Origin of the sequence: Nocardioides rubriscoriae (assembly GCF_008087085.1) — a bacterium.
Classification (GTDB): domain Bacteria; phylum Actinomycetota; class Actinomycetes; order Propionibacteriales; family Nocardioidaceae; genus Nocardioides; species Nocardioides rubriscoriae.
Window position 1 is genome coordinate 306,703 of sequence record NZ_VIYJ01000009.1, and the last position, 20,077, is coordinate 326,779.

The 20,077-nt window shown below is 66.9% G+C and carries 19 protein-coding genes and 1 tRNA gene; 7 read left to right on the plus strand and 13 right to left on the minus strand.

Annotated elements, in window-relative coordinates; translation table 11 throughout:
• Positions 1-17: 17 nt before the first annotated feature.
• The 5 genes from FZC61_RS17645 to FZC61_RS17665 are packed head-to-tail and all read right to left on the minus strand — an operon-like array spanning position 18 to position 5,508.
• Positions 18-1,478, minus strand: a complete 1,461-nt coding sequence (locus FZC61_RS17645) for a peptidoglycan D,D-transpeptidase FtsI family protein (RefSeq protein WP_148615467.1) — start codon at positions 1,476-1,478, stop codon at positions 18-20.
• Positions 1,475-2,899 (minus strand): FtsW/RodA/SpoVE family cell cycle protein, encoded by a 1,425-nt coding sequence (locus FZC61_RS17650; RefSeq protein ID WP_211357308.1) that lies wholly within the window; start codon positions 2,897-2,899, stop codon positions 1,475-1,477. Before FZC61_RS17650 ends, FZC61_RS17645 begins: the two co-directional genes overlap by 4 nt.
• An 8-nt stretch (positions 2,900-2,907) precedes the next feature.
• Positions 2,908-4,305, minus strand: a complete 1,398-nt coding sequence (locus tag FZC61_RS17655; protein WP_246142763.1) for a PP2C family protein-serine/threonine phosphatase — start codon at positions 4,303-4,305, stop codon at positions 2,908-2,910.
• Entirely contained in the window at positions 4,302-4,778 is a 477-nt protein-coding gene (locus tag FZC61_RS17660) for an FHA domain-containing protein FhaB/FipA (RefSeq protein WP_148615468.1), read from the minus strand. The genes FZC61_RS17655 and FZC61_RS17660 overlap by 4 nt, the downstream gene beginning before the upstream one ends.
• Complete coding sequence (locus FZC61_RS17665) at positions 4,771-5,508, minus strand: FHA domain-containing protein (RefSeq protein ID WP_148615469.1); 738 nt, start codon at positions 5,506-5,508, stop codon at positions 4,771-4,773. Before FZC61_RS17665 ends, FZC61_RS17660 begins: the two co-directional genes overlap by 8 nt.
• Positions 5,509-5,710: 202 nt before the next feature.
• On the opposite strand from FZC61_RS17665, the gene FZC61_RS17670 reads away from it, so the two are divergent.
• The 4 genes from FZC61_RS17670 to FZC61_RS17680 all read left to right on the plus strand — a co-directional run bounded on the left by FZC61_RS17670 (position 5,711) and on the right by FZC61_RS17680 (position 7,654).
• Positions 5,711-5,793: transfer RNA gene (locus tag FZC61_RS17670), tRNA-Leu, on the plus strand.
• A 123-nt stretch (positions 5,794-5,916) separates the two neighbouring features.
• Complete coding sequence (locus FZC61_RS24095) at positions 5,917-6,177, plus strand: helix-turn-helix domain-containing protein (RefSeq protein WP_170286157.1); 261 nt, start codon at positions 5,917-5,919, stop codon at positions 6,175-6,177.
• A 449-nt stretch (positions 6,178-6,626) separates the two neighbouring features.
• Positions 6,627-6,779, plus strand: a complete 153-nt coding sequence (locus FZC61_RS23190; protein ID WP_170286158.1) for a hypothetical protein — start codon at positions 6,627-6,629, stop codon at positions 6,777-6,779.
• Between the two features lie 392 nt (positions 6,780-7,171).
• Positions 7,172-7,654 (plus strand): hypothetical protein, encoded by a 483-nt coding sequence (locus FZC61_RS17680; protein ID WP_148615471.1) that lies wholly within the window; start codon positions 7,172-7,174, stop codon positions 7,652-7,654.
• Here FZC61_RS17680 and FZC61_RS17685 read toward each other — a convergent pair.
• The 3 genes from FZC61_RS17685 to FZC61_RS17695 are packed head-to-tail and all read right to left on the minus strand — an operon-like array spanning position 7,641 to position 11,412.
• Positions 7,641-8,177, minus strand: a complete 537-nt coding sequence (locus FZC61_RS17685; RefSeq protein WP_148615472.1) for a P-loop nucleotide/nucleoside kinase family protein — start codon at positions 8,175-8,177, stop codon at positions 7,641-7,643. The genes FZC61_RS17680 and FZC61_RS17685 overlap by 14 nt on opposite strands.
• A 5-nt stretch (positions 8,178-8,182) precedes the next feature.
• Positions 8,183-10,591: an ATP-binding protein gene (locus FZC61_RS17690; RefSeq protein WP_148615473.1), complete on the minus strand. Its 2,409-nt coding sequence runs from the start codon at positions 10,589-10,591 to the stop codon at positions 8,183-8,185.
• Positions 10,592-10,605: 14 nt separating this feature from the next.
• Positions 10,606-11,412, minus strand: coding sequence for a MazG nucleotide pyrophosphohydrolase domain-containing protein (locus tag FZC61_RS17695; RefSeq protein WP_148615474.1), 807 nt, complete (start codon positions 11,410-11,412; stop codon positions 10,606-10,608).
• A 95-nt stretch (positions 11,413-11,507) separates the two neighbouring features.
• Here FZC61_RS17695 and FZC61_RS17700 point away from each other — a divergent pair, with 95 nt between their 5' ends.
• On the plus strand, positions 11,508-12,074 hold the full coding sequence (locus FZC61_RS17700) for a hypothetical protein (protein ID WP_148615475.1): 567 nt from the start codon (positions 11,508-11,510) through the stop codon (positions 12,072-12,074).
• Positions 12,075-13,028: 954 nt separating this feature from the next.
• On the opposite strand, the gene FZC61_RS17705 is transcribed toward FZC61_RS17700, so the two are convergent.
• A complete protein-coding gene (locus FZC61_RS17705; RefSeq protein WP_148615476.1) occupies positions 13,029-13,334 on the minus strand; it encodes an SGNH/GDSL hydrolase family protein in 306 nt (101 codons plus the stop codon).
• A gap of 431 nt (positions 13,335-13,765) precedes the next feature.
• On the opposite strand from FZC61_RS17705, the gene FZC61_RS17710 reads away from it, so the two are divergent.
• Positions 13,766-14,377, plus strand: coding sequence for a hypothetical protein (locus FZC61_RS17710; RefSeq protein WP_148615477.1), 612 nt, complete (start codon positions 13,766-13,768; stop codon positions 14,375-14,377).
• Between the two features lie 1,358 nt (positions 14,378-15,735).
• Positions 15,736-16,332 carry a hypothetical protein gene (locus tag FZC61_RS17715; RefSeq protein WP_148615478.1) on the plus strand — a complete coding sequence of 199 codons (597 nt, stop codon included), beginning with the start codon at positions 15,736-15,738 and terminating at the stop codon, positions 16,330-16,332.
• Positions 16,333-16,358: 26 nt separating this feature from the next.
• On the opposite strand, the gene FZC61_RS17720 is transcribed toward FZC61_RS17715, so the two are convergent.
• The 4 genes from FZC61_RS17720 to FZC61_RS17735 form a co-directional block, all read right to left on the minus strand.
• Complete coding sequence (locus tag FZC61_RS17720; RefSeq protein ID WP_148615479.1) at positions 16,359-17,453, minus strand: hypothetical protein; 1,095 nt, start codon at positions 17,451-17,453, stop codon at positions 16,359-16,361.
• Positions 17,454-17,595: 142 nt separating this feature from the next.
• On the minus strand, positions 17,596-19,362 hold the full coding sequence (locus FZC61_RS17725; RefSeq protein WP_148615480.1) for a ThiF family adenylyltransferase: 1,767 nt from the start codon (positions 19,360-19,362) through the stop codon (positions 17,596-17,598).
• Positions 19,359-19,745 (minus strand): hypothetical protein, encoded by a 387-nt coding sequence (locus FZC61_RS17730; RefSeq protein ID WP_148615481.1) that lies wholly within the window; start codon positions 19,743-19,745, stop codon positions 19,359-19,361. The genes FZC61_RS17725 and FZC61_RS17730 overlap by 4 nt, the downstream gene beginning before the upstream one ends.
• An 11-nt stretch (positions 19,746-19,756) precedes the next feature.
• Positions 19,757-20,026 (minus strand): hypothetical protein, encoded by a 270-nt coding sequence (locus FZC61_RS17735; protein WP_148615482.1) that lies wholly within the window; start codon positions 20,024-20,026, stop codon positions 19,757-19,759.
• Positions 20,027-20,077: the final 51 nt, after the last annotated feature.

The window sequence follows — 20,077 nt, forward strand, 5'->3', positions numbered from 1 at the left end:
GACGGGGGTCACCGCGGTCACTGCAGGATCGCCTCCATCACGGCCTTGGCGATCGGGCCGCCCAGGCGTCCGCCGGCGATCTCCTGGCCGGGCGCCTCCTCGATCATGACGGCGACCGCGACGTCGGCGTCGCTCGCGGGGGCGAACGAGATGAACCACCCGTACGGCGGCTCGCCGGCGACCCCGCGCTGGGCGGTGCCGGTCTTGCCGGCCACCTCGACGTCCTCGATCTGCGCGGGCTCCGCGGTGCCCTCGTCGACGGTCGAGACGAGCACGTCGGTGAGGGTGCGGGCGGTGTCCTCGGAGATGGCCCGCGAGAGCTCCTCGGGCTGGGTCTGCTCGGCGTCGAAGTCGGCCTGCTGCACCTCGTCGACGATGTAGGGCCGCATCACGACGCCCTTGTTGGCGATCGCCGCGGCGACCATCGCCATCTGCAGCGGCGTGGCCTGCACCTCGAACTGCCCGAACCCGGACTGGCCGACCTCGGGCGGGGTCAGCTCGGAGGGGAACACCGAGCGCACCTGGCCGTCGAGGTCGTCGAGGTAGTCGCTGTTGAAGCCGAACTTCTCGGCCTGGCGCAGCATCCCCTCGGACCCGACCTCGATGGCGAGCTGGGCGAAGGTCGTGTTGCACGACTGCTCCATCGCCCGGCGCAGGGTGAGGCCCTCGGCGGGACAGGTGCGACCCTCGTTGTCGACGAGCCCGGAGGCGCCGGAGGTCTGGGGCAGCTGGAAGGTGTCGCCCCCGGGCACGACGTCGTCGGGCCCGTCGTACTTGCCCGACTCGAGCGCGGCGGCGGCGGTGACGACCTTGAAGGTCGAGCCCGGGAACAGCCGCTTCTGGATGGCGCGGTTGAGCAGCGGCTCGCTCTTGTCCTTGAGCAGCCGCTGGTAGGTCTCGTCGCGGGCGGCGAAGTCGTGCGTCGCGAGGTTGTTGGGGTCGAAGGTCGGCAGCGACACCATCGCCAGGATCTTGCCGGTGGAGGGCTCGATCGCCACCACGGAGCCCTCGACACCGTCGCCGAGCGCGGCGAGGCCGTCGTAGGCCGCCCGCTGGGCGTCGGGGTCGAGGGTCAGCTGCACGCTGCCGCCCTTGGGGGCGTTGTTGCTGAGCAGGTCGACGAGGTTGCCGATGAACAGGCGCGGGTCGTCGCCGGAGAGCACCTGGTTCTGCGAGGACTCGATGCCGGAGCTGGACCCGAAGGAGAAGTAGCCGGTGACCGGGGCGTAGAGGAACGGGCTCTTGTAGGAGCGCAGGAACTTGTACTCGTCGTCGACCGCGGTGCTCTCGGCGATCGGGGTGCGTCCGACGAGGATCGCACCGCGCTCGCTGGAGTAGGCGGCCTCCTTGACCCGGCGGTTCTCGGGCCGGTCGTCGAGGCTGCCGGCGGCCACGAACTGGTAGTAGGTCGCGTTGATCATCAGCGCGAGGAACAGCAGCATGAAGAAGATCGAGACGGTACGGATCGGCTTGTTCACGACCGGCCCACCTTGATGACCTGGGTGGCCTCCTCGGCCTGCGCGGTCTCGTCGACGGGCTCGAGGCCGGGCACCGGACGCCGGGCCTGGTCGGAGATGCGCAGCAGCAGCGCGACGATCACCCAGCTGGCCACCAGCGACGAGCCGCCGTAGGACAGGAACGAGGTGGTGAGGCCGGTCAACGGGATCAGCCGGGTGACGCCGCCGACGACGACGAAGAGCTGGAGCCCGAAGATCGACGCGAGGCCGGTCGCCATCAGCTTGCCGAAGCCGTCGCGGGAGATGAGCGCGGTGCGCAGGGCCCGCTCGACGACGATCCCGTAGAGCAGCAGCACGGCGATGATCCCGGTCAGGCCGAGCTCCTCGCCGATGCTGGCCATGATGAAGTCGGACTCGGCGTAGGGCACGCGGGTCGGGTCGCCGTCGCCGAAGCCGCGGCCGATGAGGCCGCCGTAGGCGAGGCCGAACAGGCCCTCGACGAGCTGGAAGCTGTCGGCGCCGTCGGGGTTGTTGTAGTACTCGAACGGGTGCAGCCAGGTGTCGACGCGCACCCGGACGTGGCCGAAGAGGTGGTAGCCCGCGACCGCGCCGGCACTGAAGAGCAGTGCTCCGACGACCAGCCAGCCGGGCCGCTCGGTGGCGACGTAGAGCATGAGCAGGAAGAGCCCGAAGAACAGCAGGCTCGAGCCGAGGTCCTTCTGGAAGACCAGGATGCCGAGGCTGACCAGCCACATCGCCACGATCGGGCCGAGGTCGCGCCCGCGCGGCAGGTCGACGAACAGGACCCGGCGTCCGGCCAGGGCCAGGGCGTCGCGGTGGAGAACCAGGTAGCCGGCGAAGGCCACGACGAGCAGCACCTTGGCCACCTCGCCGGGCTGGAAGCTGAACGGGCCGACGTTGATCCAGATGCGGGCGCCGTTGATGGTGCGCCCCACGACCGGGGCCATCGGCAGCAGCAGCAGCACGATGGCCAGCAGCCCGCAGGTGTAGGTGAAGCGGGCCAGCACCCGGTGGTCGCGCAGCAGAACCAGCGTGCCGGCGAAGAGCACCACCCCGAGGGTCATCCACGTCAGCTGCTGACGGGCGAAGTCGGTCTGCTCGGTCAGGTCGATGCGGTGGATGACCGCCAGGCCCAGGCCGTTGAGAGCGGCCACGACGGGCAGCAGCACCGGGTCGGCGTACGGCGCGACCAGGCGGACGACGACGTGAGCGCCCACCATCAGCGCGGCCAGCCAGCCGCCGTAGCCGATGATGTCGGGCGGCACCTTGCCCTGGACGCCCAGGCCGACTGCGGCGTAGCCGCCGACGCCGACGGCGAGCGCGAGGACGAGCAGGAACAGCTCGGCGCCACGGCGGCGCCGGTGCACGAAGCCCATCAGGACCGAGGAGCCGGCCTGGGGGGCGGGGGCGCCGGGTGACATGACCACGCTCAGCCACCGGTCCCGGGATCGGCCGGCCTGCGCTTGGCGCTGAGCTCCTCGACGCGGTCGCGGGCCTCGGACAGGTCGTCGACGGGGATGCCGTCGCGGACCATGTCGCGGTCGAACTCCTCGAGGTCGTCGACGCGCAGGGTCGTCACGACGACCACCTCGGACAGGTCGAGGCCGGGCAGGGAGGCGTCGACGCCGCGGTGGATCACCACGACCCCGTCCTGCTCGCCGACGTAGTACTGGCGCTGCACCCACGACCAGGCCGCGGCGGCCCCGATCCACAGCAGCCCGACGACGATCACGGCGGCCATCAGGCTGCGCAGCCAGGCGTAGCGCGGGCGGGGCTGGGGGGCGTAGCGGGCCGTCTCGGGGTCGACGTGGACCAGTGGGTCGGTCGCGACGGCGTGGGGCAGGTCATCGGGGATCTCGGCCTCGATCGGCTCGAGCTCACCGGTGTCGCCGGAGCGGTGCCCGCGGAACAGCCCGCGGGGCAGCTTGCGCTTGAGCTCGGCGGCCGCGCCGACCAGCATCGGCTCGAGCTCGGCGTACGACGGGTCGGCGGCGGCCTCCTGCTCGGTGACGACGTCGGCCACGATGCAGGTGACGTTGTCGGAGCTGCCGGCCTCGAGGCTCGCGCGCACCAGCTCGACCGCGGCGAAGTCGGGGGTGCCCATCGACAGGATGTCGGCGAGCCGGCCGTCGTCGAGCACCCCGCAGGCGCCGTCGCTGCACAGGAACAGCCGGTCGCCGGCGACGAGCTCGAGCATGAACAGGTCGGGCTCGGCCTCGTGGATGCCGTCGAGGGCCTTGAGGATCAGGTTGCGGTGGGGGTGCACGCGCGCCTCGGCCTCGGTGATGCGGCCCTCGTCGATGAGGCTCTGGACGAAGGTGTGGTCGGTGGTGAGCTGGCTGATCTCGTTGTCGCGGAACAGGTAGGCGCGGCTGTCGCCGACGTGGCCGATGCCGACCCGGCGGCCGTCGAAGAGCGCGACGGTCGCGGTGGTGCTGGTGCCGTTGATCGTGGGATCGGCGTCGACGAGCCGCCCGATCTGCTCGTGGGCGTCGTGCAGCGCGTGGGTCACCCGGTCGAGCAGGTCGGTCTGGCCGGGGCCGCTGACGTCGCCGGTGGTGGCCGGGTCGACGTCGAGGGCGCGCAGCTCGGAGACCGCCGTCGACGACGCGATGTCGCCGCGGGCGGCCCCGCCGACGCCGTCGCAGACCGTGAGCAGCCACGGCCCGGCGTAGCCGGAGTCCTGGTTGTCCTTGCGGACGCGCCCGACGTCGGAGATGGCGGAGTAGTGCAGCGCGAGCGGCTCACCGGCCGGGGCGGCCGCCCTGATCACCGTGTCGTCGACGGTGCCCACGACGGGGTCGGGCTGCTCCGGGGGCTGGGTCACTTCTGCAGCTCCAGGATCGTCTTGCCGATGCGCACCTGGGTGCCGAGGGTGATCGTGGTGGGCTGCGTGATGCGGACGCTGCCGATGTAGGTGCCGTTGGTGGAGCCGAGGTCCTCGACGAACCACTGGTCGCCCGAGGCGGCGATGCGGGCGTGGCGGGTGGAGACGTAGTCGTCGTCGAGGCGGATGGCGGCGTCGGTGCCGCGGCCGATGAGGATCGGCGCCCCGTCGAGTCCGGCGGTGGCACCGGCGTTGCTGCCCTGCGTGACCGTGACGCGCGTCGGGGAGCCCTTGCGCCTGGAGGTCTTCTGCTTGGCCGGCTTGGGTGCGCCCGGGGCGCGGGCGGTGCGCTGGGCCTCGGGGACCCGGGCGCCGAACATGTCGGAGCGGATCACCGAGATGGCGGCCAGCACGAAGATCCACAGGATCGCGAGGTAGGCGATGCGGATCAGGAAGAACGTGAGCTCAGACACCGGGCGACTCCTGGAGGTGGTCGTCGTCGCGGACGATCCGCACGGTCATCGTGGTGGTGCCGACCTTGACCTGCGAGCCCTCGCGCAGCGTGGCGCGGGGGACCTTGCGGCCGTCGACGACGATGCCGTTGGTGGAGCCGAGGTCGTGGACCTCGACCAGCGGGTCCTCGCCGTCGCGGCCCAGCGTGATGTTGAACTCGAGGTGGCGCCGGCTGATGCCGGGGTCGTTGATGCGCAGGTCGGCGTCGGTGCCGCGCCCGACGACCAGCCCGGGGGGCAGCAGGGGGTGCTGGCTGCCGTTGACCTCGATGAGGGCCTGGGCCCGGCGTACCTGGGTGTGGGTGGCGGTGCCGACGACCTTGGCCTGGGCCTCGCTGCGGATGCGGAAGCGGCCGGTCGTGAGGTCGTCGGCCTGCTCGAAGCCGATCCGGATCGGCCCGGGGAAGACGTAGGACTGCGTGACGGCGTGCTGCTGGAGCTGGTCGGAGAGCTCGCGCGCCAGCGTCGAGTCGTAGGGCGCCAGGCGGTTGAGGTCGCTCGCGGACAGCTCGACGTGGAAGTCGTTGGGCACCATCCGCCGGTCGCGCGACAGGATCTGCGCGTTGTTGTCGAGCTCGCGCTCGAGGGCCGCAGCGATCTCGACCGGCTGCACCGCGCTGCGGAACGTCTTGGCGAAAGCACCGGAGATCATCGACTCAAGGCGCTGCTCGAAGCGTTGCAACCCACCCATCGCGCACCTCCTCGACACCGCACCCGCGCGGCTTGTTGACGGCATGACGACCACCGGTCAGGGGACCGGGAGCTCGGTCGATCGTAGCGAGGCCGGGGGCGTGCACCGTGCAAGCACCGTGCAACGCGCCCCCGGGGTGGCCGTCGACGCCCCACCGGTTTGGGTCCCGCTCCCGGGCTGGGATAGTCTCCACGGGCTACTTGCGCGAGTGGCGGAACGGCAGACGCGCTGGCTTCAGGTGCCAGTGTCCGAAAGGGCGTGGGGGTTCAAATCCCCCCTCGCGCACTCGGGCCGGTTTAGGCGAAATGGCTGAACCGGTTTAGACGAAGAGGAGGCCTCTGACCTGCAGAGATGCAGGGCGGGGGCCTCCGTCGTTGGACGTCGCACAACGAGGCTTGCGAGGTGGTTATGGGCTCCGAGACCACTTCCACCGCGCGCGGGCGGACCGTGGTCGATGCTCGGGTAGCGGACCTTGGCGCGAGACTTCGTGGCCGCCGTCTAGACCTCGGCCACACGCAGGCAGACCTCGCCGAGCTGACCGGACTCACTCGCGGCACCATCAATAGGCTCGAGCGCGGCAGCACTGACATCAGTGTCGGCCGCCTTCTACGCATCTGCGACGCACTCGGCTGTGCGTTGAGCGAGTTGGTCACGGCCGTCGACGAATAGGTTGACCCGACGCTAGCGGGAACTCGCGGAAGTCGCAGGGACGCGTTGGGACGGGGCCTCCGTCCAGCTGACGACGCGAACGATCGGCGAATTGCCTCGATTTCTGACTGCTGCCGATCTCCGCTGAGGAGAGCCCGCCGGCTTCACCCATCCAGGGCCGTAGCGGCTTGCGGCTGTCTTGACAGGGTCGAGTGTTATCGCGATCTCGGCTGAGGGCCGGCGGAGTGCAGGAGGAGCTCAGCTCGCGGGGCTCGGTGCAAGCGGGGCGGTCGGACGACGTGAACGACCAGATGGCCTAAGGCGACGGTAGGACGCAGGGGCTCACGCCCTCCCGCAGTCCCATCCACCAAGCTGGAAAGGGCTGGGCGTGTCGGCCCCCGGACTCCGCGTGGGAGGCGCGAATTAGATTGTCGTCTCGTGAGGAAGGTTCTCCAGTGATGTCTCATGCCATGAACGTGACGATCGACCGCACATCCGTGCCCATCGATCGCGAGGTGTTCGCTGCGCTCGTTGAGCATTCGGTCGTGTGCGATCGCGCGGCCGTCCGGGACGCCCTGCGAGATGGCACCATCTCCTACCGCAAGCTGGTCGGCCTTGCCTGAGACGCCGAGATTCCCTAACCGCTCTTCTTCGCGCCGCCCGCGGTGGCGCACGAGCAGCTGCGCATCAAGCGCGAGAAGCTCATGAAGGGCTTCAACAAGAAGTCCGAGTTCGCCATGAACTCCAGGAGCCGCGTCCACCTGGGGCAAGTCGAACCCCTTGTGAAAGACCTCCTGCGCAAGCAGGCTTATCTCAGGACGGACAAGAGCCTGTCTCGGAACGAGGTCGTTGGCCTGCTGCGCGAGCCAGGAGAAGGGACGGTGCTGGAGTGGCGGCGAGTGGTGAGTTCGTCCTCTCTGAGAGGCGTCCCAAAGTCACAGTCTCAGGGAGTTTCCGCCGTCATCTAAGCCAGGTTCAAGATGACGTCGGGGCATGGATCGATATGGGTTGCGATGTGCTGTCGCCCGCGGACCCTCGACTCGTCGACGCGTTCGGGGAGTTCGTCTTCGTGGCGAGCGATCGGGTCCGCACGCTCAGGGTGGTGCAGGACCGGCACCTCGAAGCGATTCGGAGATCGGACCTGTTGTGGCTGGTCTGCCCGGATGGGTACGTGGGCACGTCCGCCTCCATGGAGGTCGGGCTTGCTGTTGGCCTTGGCGTTCCGGTTTTCGCTGAGTCGGTACCGGCGGACCAGACCCTCCGCCAGTTCGTTCGCGCTGCTCGTTCACCGGTGGATGCGCTTCGTCAGGCATCGTCGAGGGAGGTTGAGGCGGCCGTGTCGGCTTTGTTAGCCCCGGAGGCGTCGGTTGACGCCGCCCACCAGAGCCTGGATCAGGTCGAGGTGCTGCTGACGCGGGGTGACCTCGTGCATCGAGACCGTGACGATGATTTGAGCGCGGCTGCTGCCCGCGTGCGTGATGCGCTCAGGGGCCTTTGAGTAACCCGAGCTGGTTGATTGCTTCGGTAACTGCTTCGCCGGGTTTCAGGTCGTTTGAGTCTAGGGCGAGGTGGGCCAGGGGTTTGAGGTGGACGACTTCACGCTCGGTTGGATGGTTGATGGCGTCCACGTAGGAAACCGTGGCCTTGATGGGGTCAGAGGCGGCGGCATGTGCGTATCGCTGGCGACGGGTGCCGTCGTTTGCGTCTAGATAGATGAGGACGCAGGACGAGAGGTTGTCGAGGAGCGGCAGGGTCTGGCGTCTCGTCCGGAGGCTGTCGATGACAAGGCTGGGTGTGAATTCTTCGCGTTCGTTGATCATGTGGAGCAGCCAGCGCCCCATGGTTCGCTGGTCTAGGGCTGCGCCGCGTTCTTGTAGGTTGTGGCGTGTGAGTTCGGCTGCCCCTAGCGCGTCGAGGAGCGCCTGACGGACCGAGAGTCTGGTGGCACCTATTTGGTCGGCGAGGAGGGTGCAGAAGGTCGTTTTTCCGGCTGCGATTGGTCCGGCTACAAGGACGTGCATGCCAGTCAGGGCGGTGGTGCGGCGAAGGTGACGACGCCATCGGGTGTGAGGTTCCCGCCGTGTTCGATGGCCCATGCCTCAGGGCTTTTGGGCAGCCCCATTGCGACCCAGGTGTCTTCCCCGATGGTCTCGTTGTCGAGGGAGTCCGGAATGTCGCCCGCGCTCTGCTCAGGATTGAGCGCTGCCCACATCGTCATTCGTGCGTCTCGGCGCTCGAACGAGTAGAGCTCCTTGACGTTCGGCATCACTACAGGCCGTTCGGCGTCGGGGATGCCGTCTTTGGCTGCGGGAGCAGGCTCCATGTTGCTCTCCCAATCGAGCCGGGATAGTTCAGTGGCGAGGGGCTGTAGGCCCTTGATCAGGTCGTCGTCGCTGACCTTCCGTTGACCATCTTGCAGGACTTGCTTGATGGAGTCGGCGAGGCCGTCCATCTGGTCGTATCGCACGGTTGCGAACCATCCGAGGCCGCGTTTCTTCCCGGGGATGTTGGCGGGATCGAGAAGGGCCTTGGTGATGTCGTCGGCTGTTGAGTCGAGCTCGAGTTCATGTCCGCTGAGCAAGGCTTGCTTTGAGGCGTGGCCCGGCGGGAGGACGATGAGTGCGGCATCGAAGCGTTGGCTTCGAACGATGGCGCTGTCGACCTCGCTGATGTTGTTGGTGTTCACGAAGAACAGAACTCGACGTGCGTCCCAGAGCTTGGCGAGCCTGGGAAGCATGGTGGTGGTGAAGAACCGCTCGATTGTCTCGGCTGACTTGTGGCGCTTGTGGATGAGTTCGTCGATTTCGTCCAGGAGGACAACACACCGGTCGAGTTCCATGACTTGGCGGAAGATGGCGTCGGCCTGGGCACTCACGTGATCGACGCCTCGGTCAAGGAATTGGGCGGGGGTGATCTCGATGAAGTCCCACTCGAGGGCTCCTGCGATCGCTTCGACCATCTTGGTTTTACCGGTTCCGGGTGGGCCGAACAGCATCGCGGAACGGGCTTGCTTCTCTCCGAAGACCGGTTCGTCGGCGTCGGGAAGGAACCGGGCTCGTCGGTTGCTGTCGGCTACTGCGCGCCGGACGGGTTGGACGAATGCGGTCGACATGAAGCCGCCTGCGGTTCCGGATCCCAGATCCCAGGTCGCGCCTCTTTGACGCAGCGTGGCGATGGATTCTGCCGGGCGGCGAGCACCGAGCGATCGTGCAGCGGACTGGGAGCTCCATGCCCCGATGAGGCGGCGCAGCGACTGCCCGAACCGGTAGACCGATGCCGTGGCCCAGCTTTCGGGGCTGGTTCTGTGTGGGTGGTGCCCCGATGACCAGGCCACGACCGTTCCGGTGAGGTGTTGGCCGGTGCGCTGGGCGTAGGTGAGTGCGTTGAGTAGTTCTTGGCTGTGGGTCTTGAGGGCGTCGGACAGTGCGTCGGCGGTGGTGCTCTCGATCTCGCGGCTCGTTGCCAGGGATAGCAGTTCGGCGAGGGTTTCGTAGGTGTAGGCGTACGCGTTGCCGGCATTGCGGTAGTGGAACAGGGGCGACCCGGTTGCCCAGGTGCCTCGCTGTTGCTGCTCGAAGAATGCTCTCAGCCCGGCGACGAGCAGTTCGTGCTCGGCGGAGACGTTGCTGGCGAGGGCGTTGCCGGGGGTGAACCGGACGAGGCCGCTGAGTGACCAGGCCAGTTGTTGCGGGTCGGCGTGGCGGGATCCGTTGAAGTGGAAAGCGACTTGGGCTGCGAGGTTCTCGCGGAGCCAGTCGCGGGCGGCGCTTTGTTGCCTTTCGCTGAAGGTGCCTTGTGGTTGTACTCCAAGTTTGTTGACCTGCGCTGCGGCGAGCAGGCCCCAGTAGGTGAGGAACGCGTTGGCTGGGTATTGCTGGTCGCTTGCCTTGGCGGCGAGGTCGTGGCCCTCGACGAGTGGGCTTTCCGTGGCCTCTCTGAGCCCGAAGCTCCCGCCCTCATCTGAGCGGGAGTCCCATGCGTGTGCGAGCAGGGCGGTTGCGTTGTTCTTCTCCGCGTCAGTCCATTGGACCGTGTCTGGGAGTAGTCGCAGGGCCCCGCCGAGGGTGCGGACGCGGCAGTAGACCCAGGCGGCTTTGTCGCTCTCCCAGCCCTCTTGTGTCGAGAGGGCCTGCTTGAAGAATTTGATTAGTACGTCGTCTGCGTGGGTGTTCGTCCAGGCCTCGCCGTCGCCTGCGTCCCAGGCTGGTGCCTCCAGGATCGATTCGAGGCACGTGACGGTGCTCGTGAGCCGGTGGACACCTTGGTGTGGTGGCTTCCGGTCGGTGCCTTCGGTCTTTGCGCGCTGCCTGTCGCCTTCGGTCCGGAAGAACACCTGTTCGTGTTCATCCCAGAAGTGCCCGACGCTGGCGCGTTGAGCTCGGAGGAACTCTTGGACTTGGGTTCGTGCATGGGCGAAGTCTTCGAGTTCAGGCACGCAATTGATTGTGGCTAGGCGACGCCACTTCTCTGGGCAGAACGCGCCGCATTGACGGCCTCTTTGTTGGTGACGGCCTCAGCCAGGTCGATACCCGCACTGTTCGCTAGGTGCACCAAGTAGAGCTGGACATCGGCCAGTTCCTCCGCGACGTCCTCCCCATACCATTCGCCGTCGCGGGCAATTCCGAGACTCTTCCGGATGGCGCGAGCAAGTTCGCCCATCTCTTCGGTCATCAGGAGCAGGGTGTCTTGCACGGTCTCATGACCCCATCCACGCCTGTATGCCGTGCGCTCGTAGTAGTGCTGTAGTCCACGAAGTCCGTTGCCGGGGGCCTTGAGGTCCTGCTCGATGGTGATCTCACTGGGGCTAGCGACTACCGAGACCCATGAACGATGCACTTCCTCGGCCGGGGGCGTGCTCGCGAAGACGGGGATGCCGAGCGCCCTTGCGTGCCCCAGTTCGAACATGGCGCTGGCGCCGATGTAACCGTCGGGGGCGTGGAGCCATACGAAGTCTGCTTCGGTGATGGCGTCCAGGTGTCGCCGCTCGATGTCGGATGCCAGTTGGTTGAGTTCGTGTGGAAGGCGGACGAACGTGTCATCGGGATCGACGAAGTCGAGACCGAGCGGCGACAGGACGACGAACTGGCTCTGCAGCTGCTCGAAAGCGTCGCGGAGCTCGGGGATTCCCTTACGGAAGCTTCCGCAGATGACGACACGGAGCGGTGATGAGTCCGGGGTGCTGGCGTCGCTGGCGACATGAGCGGCAGGATTGGCTCCTGTCGAGTACCTCGTTCGGTGCACCGTCGCCTCGATCATGTAAGTAAGTGTATCGCTTGCTTACTTACGTATCGGCGTGTCGCAATGACCGTCGGAGGGTTGTTCGGAGTATTTACTTACACCATGCTGGCCTCATGGGACCTGACGCCGATGAGGAGCAGGAGGAGGCCCTGACGCTTGCCCAAGCGGCGCAGCGTCTCGGCGTGCAACCTCAACGCATCAGCCAGATGCTGAATAAGGGGGACCTGACGGGTCCCGATCTCCCTCCCGGGCGGGCGCCGAAGAACGTGGGTCGGGTCTGGGTGAGTTCGGTCGTTGCCGAGTTGAAGCGCCGTCGCCTGGATCATCCCGCAGGAGGCGGGCTCGCGGGGCGGGTTCGCCTTCTGGAAGCGAAGTTGGCCGAGCTCGAGGCAGCGGATCTGCGTCGTGGTCCGTCCAGTGGATCTGACGGGTCCCATAGCCAGGCTCGCGAACGAGCGGCGCTTGCTGTCGCGGCCACGCTGAAGGTTTCGCTCGAGGTTGCAACGCAGTCGTTGTTGTCGGAGCAGCAGGTCTCGGCCGGCCTTCGCCGCGAGAACGCCGCCCTGCGAGAGAGTCTGGATCTGGCCGAGCAACGCGCGCACACGCTTGACGCTTTGGCCAAGACGTTCGGGGAAAGCCTCACTCAACTACTGGGACCAGACAGCCCGGACTTCATCTGACTTAACGATCGTGTAGCTCGCCGCACCACGTACGACACATCATCTCCGTGGCTGCGGACCCATCTGTCGCATTGCTCCTCCACCCAGGTTGGGCGCTGTTTGGCGGCGTCGTTCAACCAGTTGGCGATCGAGTCGCGCACGTACCGGTCATGGTCGACGACTAGTGGTTCGAGGATTGGGAGCCCGATTTCCGGGTGTGCCTTCAACAGTGCGATGTGTGCGCTCCACACACCCCGCGGTCGGAGGACTTCGGACGCGAACCGTCGTAGGCGCGGCGACGGGCTGGCTGTCAGTGGCTTGAGGGAGGCAACGGCGTGGATCGGGTCGACGGCGACCGTGGGTCGGACCCCGAGCCACGCCCACTCGCGGACCGCGAAGTGTTCGTCGTCTGCGAACTGTTGAGCGAGCATCAGCTGTTCGGACAAAGGTCGCCCGCCTAGTGGGACTGCGAATGCCGCCCATCCGCGTGCCGTGTCGCTGGACCATGCCTGCGCTTGGTCGAAGAGCCGTTCGCCGTACTCGTCCCACACGATGATTGCGCCGGCGCGCATGCGGCTGATGAACCGCGGGGACGTCAGTTCGTGGGCCCGGTGCGAGGCACTGGGTACGACCCGTTGGAGAAGTCGACCGAAGTCGATCGCCATCTGCTCCATGTGGTTGACGCTGGGTGCACCCGCCTCCAGCTCCGCGAGAACTGACGTCGGGACGTCCGATGGCCTGCGGGCGCCTCGGCGTGGCCCGACGGACGGGTTGGCTTTCAAGGTTGTCGTCGCGGCGCTGGTGCCGGGGCGCGCCAGGTCCCCCTGGCTCGCTGGGCCCGTCGGGCGTGCGGGAAACGCGCTCGCGTGCTGGGGGCCGGGTGCTGCGCGCGGTGTTGACTCGTCTGCGCCCCGGCGATCACGACGTCGGATCCGGGCAGCCCAGGCACTCCGTCAGGCTAACTGAAACCAGGGGTCATCTGGTGATGGTCCGGTCGAGGAGCGCTATCGGTACGGTCCGGGCCAGCACCCGGTAGCCGGCGGGGTTGAGGTGCACCTGGTCGCCGCTGTCGTACGTCGGGTTCCACCCGCCGTCGGGGGCGCGGACGGCTCGGTCGAAGTCGACGAGGAGGTTTACCCACCTCGCACGGTGCAGCTCACGGTTGACGATGCGTCGTTGCCGTTCGGCCGAGGAGCGGAGGTGTGCGTCGGCTCGTGGGATCAGCGTCGAGACGACTAGTGGGATTCCTCGTCGGTGTGCGGCGCGGGCGACGTGACGCAAGGAGGCGAGCACACCCGAGGGGCTGCATCCGTGGATCAACACGGCTCTGCCCGATGAAACGTCAGCGCGATTCCCCGGGAGACGAGCGGTGCCCGTTGCGTCTATCGTCGGCGCCTTGGATCGGGCGCAGTCAGATCGGCCGGTGCTACTTTCGGTCGGCTCGGACGATAAGCGACGAGCGACCATGATCGCTGCGACCAGGTGATTGACGTTCATGAGCCTCACGAACGAACCGCACCTCGGCGTCAGGATCCGGCAGGTACCGCTCTGAACACAGGTCACGCGCGGTGCCCGTCCTGAGGTCAGACGCCCGCGCGCGAACGAGGGTCCTCGTCATGCGTAGCCCGCTGACGCCTTGTCGGTGCCTTGGGCCAAGACGTCCACACCTCGACACCCCACGACCCCCTACGACGAACAGAGCAGGTGAACCCATGGATGCGCTGATGGGCTTGCGGCCTTGGCTGCTCTCGGTTGGTTCGGCATCGCTGGCCTCGTGGTTGACCTACCGACTGACCAGTCGCGCCGCGCGGGAGACCGAGATGCGTACGTTGCGTCTCGGCTCAGCTGAGGAACTCGCACGACCGTTGCGCGACCTCCAGGGCCTGCTTCGCCGTCACGGCCACATCGAACCATCACCAACCCCCGGCGAGATCGCCGCCGCGATCGTCGAATGGACGACCGCGTTCGACAGGGTCGGGCACCGGCTCCCGGACGCGTGGCAGCACATCGGCCGCAGCGTCCGCGCAGCGACCGGCGAGGCGTTCGGTGCCGTCACGTTTGCCAACATCCTCCCCGAGACAGCGACCGAGTCGCTCGCGGGTCCGCACTTCAGGTGGCAGGACTACGCCGACGAGTACATCGACAACCTCCTCGCTGCAGTCCTGCGATGGTGCGACCCCACCGACGGTGACGACCGTGGCAAGCGACCACTCATCCAGTACGACCCGTGGCTGCGCCAGACCGGTCGAACCGATCCGCCCGGCAGCACGCACATGTTCCAAGACCCGTGGTGGCTACGCCGCATCGAACTCCGATCAGCATGACCAGAGCAGTAAGATGACCGAATCCACAGCACTCCACGCACCCGTAACCCCGTCCCGGGGGTCGCCATGTCCGACGTCGCGAATGCGCTTCGACAGGTCCGCACCGACCTTAGGAACGCAGGTAGCCACGGCACCGACATCGGCAACTAGTCGAGGCCCACCCTGACCTGGACCAACGACGCAGCCCGCTACTTACCGACGCGCCGGGCGTCGGTCGACATGGACCGCCTAGTCCTCACACGCCGCTTCTGGGCTATCTAAGCATCGCCGCACGGTGTCGTGGGACGCGTCATCGAGACAGAGATCGACAGCCAACTTGACGCGCTCCACCTCACATCGCCGCGACTCACCACGTCGTCGAACGATGGAAGCGCGCGAGGCCGGGATGCTGCCTGAGTATGCCGAGGACAACGAAGAAGCGCTGCAGCCAGGTGGCGCGATCTGATCTCGCTTTCTGATCGGTGACGACATCGTTCTGGTTGAAACTCGATGTGATCGACTACAGACGACTGTTTTGTTCACCTACGAGATGTAGAAGTGCCTCCCGCACGTGACGCAATGTCGAGTTCAGCGTACCTTGCTGGAGCGCCACGGCGTGGCTCCGTTCCGCAGTGTTGCGTGCGGTAGTCGCGGCCCGATGCCCGAAGGGGACACGGAGTTTCATTCCTGTACGTGGGCTTGTCCAAGTGCCGATATTGGTCTCATGAGGTCGTCCATTCAGTTATCCGAAACTGCCGCAGCAGGGCTCTCCTCCAAGCGAGATCGCTGCGCCTCGGGGCGTGCCACGATGGCTTCGACGCGGGCGCAAGCGGGCCGACGAGACCTCCACCGACGTCCTGCTCGGCAAGCACCTCCCAAAGCTTCTCGCCACTGCATCCAAGGTCAGCGCCGACTGGGCCCGCCGCGACGCAATCCCGTACGCCACGGCCGACGCCCGAATTCGGACACGCGAAGCAACCAGCAAGGTCCGCGCGGACAGGCTGTGCCGTGCGATGCGGATGGCCCCACGTGATCTCCTGTGACAGGGGACGGGCTGCGGGGGCCGGTTGTGGCCACCTCGTCGTCCTGCGTAGAAGTCGCGGGCGGTGTCTCCCTGTATTGCCAGGTACGGCTCGGCTGACGGTTACGCTGCCGCAATGTTGTTGACTGCGGCGCCCCACCCGCAGACCGTCAGTTCACCCCTGCGCCCGAGCGACGTCGACGGTCTGGGCTGGTCCGGGCCCGATGGCCGTGATGAGAGGGTTCTTCGAGCCACCGCCGGCGCGGGCGGGGTGGAACCTTCGGAAGCGTCCGTTAGTTCGAGGGATTCGGTGGGGTCGGGTGCATTCACTCCGGGCTATTCCTACGGTCCAGGTCCCTTGCTGGTTGTGCCTCATGGCGCCTCGACGTTGAGCCATGCGGCTGATGCGGTTGTCAGCATCGACTACACGGAGGCGCAGCGACGTCGCTCCTGTTCGTTCACGAGCGAGGAGTCGCTGACCAGACTGGACGCTTTGCTCTCGCTGCCGTTGGACGTTGTGGTGAGCCGTGACGACCTCTCGCTGCGCACCCTCGACCTCCTACGTCGAAGCCATTGCGGTGTCATTGACAACGTGGACGGCTGCATCACTCGTCGGCTCCGCGTCCCGTTGACCGTTCACGCGGTCCTAGTCCGTGGTGCTCGCTGGTCGTCTGCGCTCAAAGCCGCACAGTCGTTCGGGCCGTTCGCTCAACGAGTCGTCGTCACGTCGCGTCCTCCGACGTCCATGCAGTTGTGGGAGGCACAGATGTTTGGTGTCGGGGTGTGGGTCGAGCATTCGGCTGACGGTCTGCGGCAGGTCGAGAGCCTGCTGGCTCCTGCCCCGTTCGTGGCGTCGCAGTTCAAGGCCGTTGGGTGGCGCATGACCGAACGCACCTACAGGACGTGGACCCAGTACCAAGCCGAGGCACAGGCCTCGTCCAGTCGGACGGTCTGACGGCCCCAGCCGGGAGGTCGCGGTATTCAGGACCAGATGCCTGCTGGGGATAGCCGACGCATCTGCGGGTCGTCCAGCTCCAGTAGGAGCCGTAGCGTCTCGCCCGTCCTGATGGCGCCGCCTCGCTGTGCGAGGACCAGGTGGCGGTCGAGTGCCTCGACGCGGACACCGTTCAGCCAGGCGGCCCGGTCGGCGGCGGGCTGTTCCATCAAGGCAGTGAGGAACTCGTGCATGGCGTGGATGTTGTGCCGCACGATGGCTGCTTTGTCGGTGGGCGAGGTGGAGAAGAGGTCGAGTGCTCGCGAGCACCGCCCGCAGACCGGTGACGCCGAGTTGGCGAACCATTCGGCGTAGACCTCAGGGCTGCGGAATTCGAGGTAGTCGCGCAGGAACAGACCCGGCAGGTATCCCTTGGAGACCGGGCCGCCGCCCTTGTCTCCGGGACGTTTGGGGAACCGGCGGGCGCTTGATGCCCCGATTCCCACCCACTCGGCGCCGTGGGCCAACGCATCCGATGCGACCAGGGGCTCCACGTAGGGCAATAGCACTCGGGGATGTGTGTCTAGAAGTTGGCGTATCCCGGCCAGCCGGACGTACGTCTCTAGTGGGTGGTCCTTGTCAGCGAACACAAAGGCCGTGGGCCGGTGCTGGTAGTGGGCGATGGTGTCGAGGAACCTGGCTCGCGGGGCGACATTGAGCATGCGGGCCTCGGTCGCCACCGTGGGGATGACGTTCGAGGGGAGGTCTGCGCTTGTCTCGAGAACCGCTCGCAGGGACGCGAAATCGTTGAACTTGACGAACCGTGAAGGCCCCAGGACTCGTACGCCGCGTGTGACTGGGTAGTTGAATTCGCACCAGCCGGTTGTGCCGAAGATGTCCTCATCGAACGACAGTGGTCGTTCCGGTGTGGCTTTTTCGCGGCCCCAGGCGCGGTGGTCGGCCATGAGGTCGAGTCCGTGGCGCTGCCGTTGGATGCGGGCGGTTTCCTCACTGGCCTTGGATGAGCTGACCAGGAGCGTGGCAGTGCCTGCTGCGCAGTGCGTAGTTGATGTGGGCAGTTCGTCGCAATGCGACGTTTCGGACGCGGCGAAGCCCCACCGGTTGGCGAGGGCCGCGTCCATGTTGAAACTGTCCATCTCGACCCCTAGATGTAGTGGGAGGCGCGCCGGTATGGCACTAGTTGTGGTGTCTGGGGAAGAAGTGGATGGTCAGACAGCGCCGGTTCGCCGAGTTCCAAAAGATGGCGACCCTCGGTGCGTCGTATCAATGGTGGAGGAACTGCCGCAGCCGTCGCAGCAGCGCGCTACGGGCACGGCGTGACGGCGAGACGGCGCCTGACGTCGACAAGGCCAACGCGTCGCGCCCCGCGCGCCCCGCGCGCCCCGCGCGCTCTGCGCGCGCCCGCTCAGCGATCGGGTGCGGCCCGGTCACCGTGAGCGGTGCCGCGTCACCGGACCCGATCAGGTGCGCAGAGATGTAACAGGTCGGCTTGCAAGCGTCGACGTCGCAGTCGGTAGTCGCAGTCGCCCAGTGAGTCAAGGTTGCGCCGACGTCGGGAAGACCTGAAGGCGCAAGCACCGCCCGCAGCAGTTCGAGCACCTCAGCAGCCGCACATGCCATGGAGAACGCGAAGACGTTCTCACCCCGCCTCAGATGGTGATCGTGCGGGAGGGCCTCTACGTAGGTGGAGTCGTCAAGCAGCCCGGACTGTTCGAGTGTGACGTCGCCAGGGTCGTACTGGCCGAGACATTCGAGGCATCGACGCCCTGGAGCAACAAGATGGGCTCGCCATTCCGCACCCAGGAGTGTCACCGAGTCGGTCTCGCTGTTGGTGCTGACGTCGACAGCAACGCCACCGTCGATCACCGGAACGAGGTGTGCCAGGGCGGCCACGTTCAGGGCGTAGCGAGGCCATGGCCGGTCCACGCACGAGAAGAGGACGTCACAGTCGAGGGCATGGGCCCACCCTTGGGCTTCAACGACGGAGTACTCGGTACCCGTCATGCTGGCGCCCGGCGCCACAGCGCTACGGGCAAGACCTTCGATGAGGGACGCCGTCTTGGAGCGGCCAACGTCGTCGCTGCCGGCGTGGACGAGGCGGTCCAGGTTGTGCTCACTGACGGTGTCGAAGTCGATGACGTCAACGTTGACGATTCCGGTCCGGGCAAGGCTCTCGGCGACGAGCTGCCCGACTGACCCGGCGCCGACCACTCCGACGCGCAGGCGGGCAAGGTCGTCCTGGGCGGGCTGCCCCCATGCCTGGACGGTGCGCAGCAGACGCAGGGTACGTGCGGGTGGCGGTGACAGTGTCGGGTTGTGATGCACTCTGATCCGCTCACCGACGACACGGACGCTGTGCGCTGACTGCGGCTGGTAGTCGTCGCCCGCGCCGCCCCCGGCCTGACCGTCGGCCCGACTGTCGGGATGGGTGTGAGGTTGGGCATTGGGTCGGGTCCACCGTCGAGCAGAGAAGGTGGCGTTCCCGGTGCCCAGGGTCAGCCCCACGAGCGGCAGGCCGGTCATGATCTGTGTCTGGGAAGCGTGGCCGTGTTCGGCGGCGTAGTCGTCTTTCGACATCCCCTGCCAAGTCTTCGCGCGCGGGTGCGAGTGGAGGAAGGCGAGGCCGAGATCGCTCTCGGCCGCCTGAGCGGCGGCGCGCAGGAAGTAGTCACCGGTGAAGGCAACATTCCCGTGAACGTGCCGCTCATCGCCGTCAGGAAGGACGACGTCAACGAGGAGGGCGCTGTCACGGCTCAGGCCCGTCGAAGGCTGATAGAGAGCGAAAGTGAGGTCCTCTTGGCCGTCGAGGCGCGTCAGGTGCTCGATGAGGGTCGACTCCACGGTGGTCGTCATCGCGACGCTGAAGGTCCGCGACAGCTCGGCGCCAGGCGCGGCGCCGGCTTCGCCTGCGCCGGAGGGCTCAGCCCTGAGAGAAGCCGGGTTCTCTCGGATCCGGCCGCTGATGAAGTGCCAGCCCTCACGCACGCGACCAGACACCGCCGATGCAGTCGTGGCGAGCCGCAGGATCATGCGGCTGACTCGTCGGGCCGGTCCTCGGCGGTGACCGGGAACTGAAAGAACAGGGTCCGCAAGTGAGTCAGGTACTCGTCCAGAGTGCGAGTTCCTACCGCCCAGTCCGGGAACGGGCGAGACCAGTAGATCCAGTCCGCGCCGAGCGGGCTCGCGTGGTGCGCGTCGTCGCCGGGGTGCTGGATCCGGGGACTGACCATCACGCCGCCGGGCGGGTTCACGGGCCAGTCGGGGGCTTGGAGCCCGATCCTGACGGTTTGGCCGATGAGACCGCCGACCGGAATGAGGTAGTCGAACACGATGAACTCGGCGCCGCTGCTGACGACCAGGGATGCGTCGTACCCGCTGGTTCGGAGGTCGTCGACCAGGTGTTGGCTGGGCATCTCAATCCCGCCTAGCTGACCGGGGTGGGGCCGATGGAGACGGTGATGAAGACCTGACCGTCGTGGACGGTGAGCTTCTCGTCGAGGTCGGGGTAGGGGTGCTGCGCCTTGCCGGTGATGCCGACGAGGCGCCGCCGGTCGGGGTCGAGCCCGGCGGCGGTGAGCAGAGCACGTGGGGTGGTCTGTTTGGGGGTCGTGACGGACTTGTCGCCGATCTGCACGATGACGGTCTTGGGGTCCTTGTCATCGCCGGGCTTGGCGTCGTGGGTGTGGTCGGGCATGTTGAACTCGCTTTCAGCCTCAGGACGGTTGCGATCTATTACTTACGATTT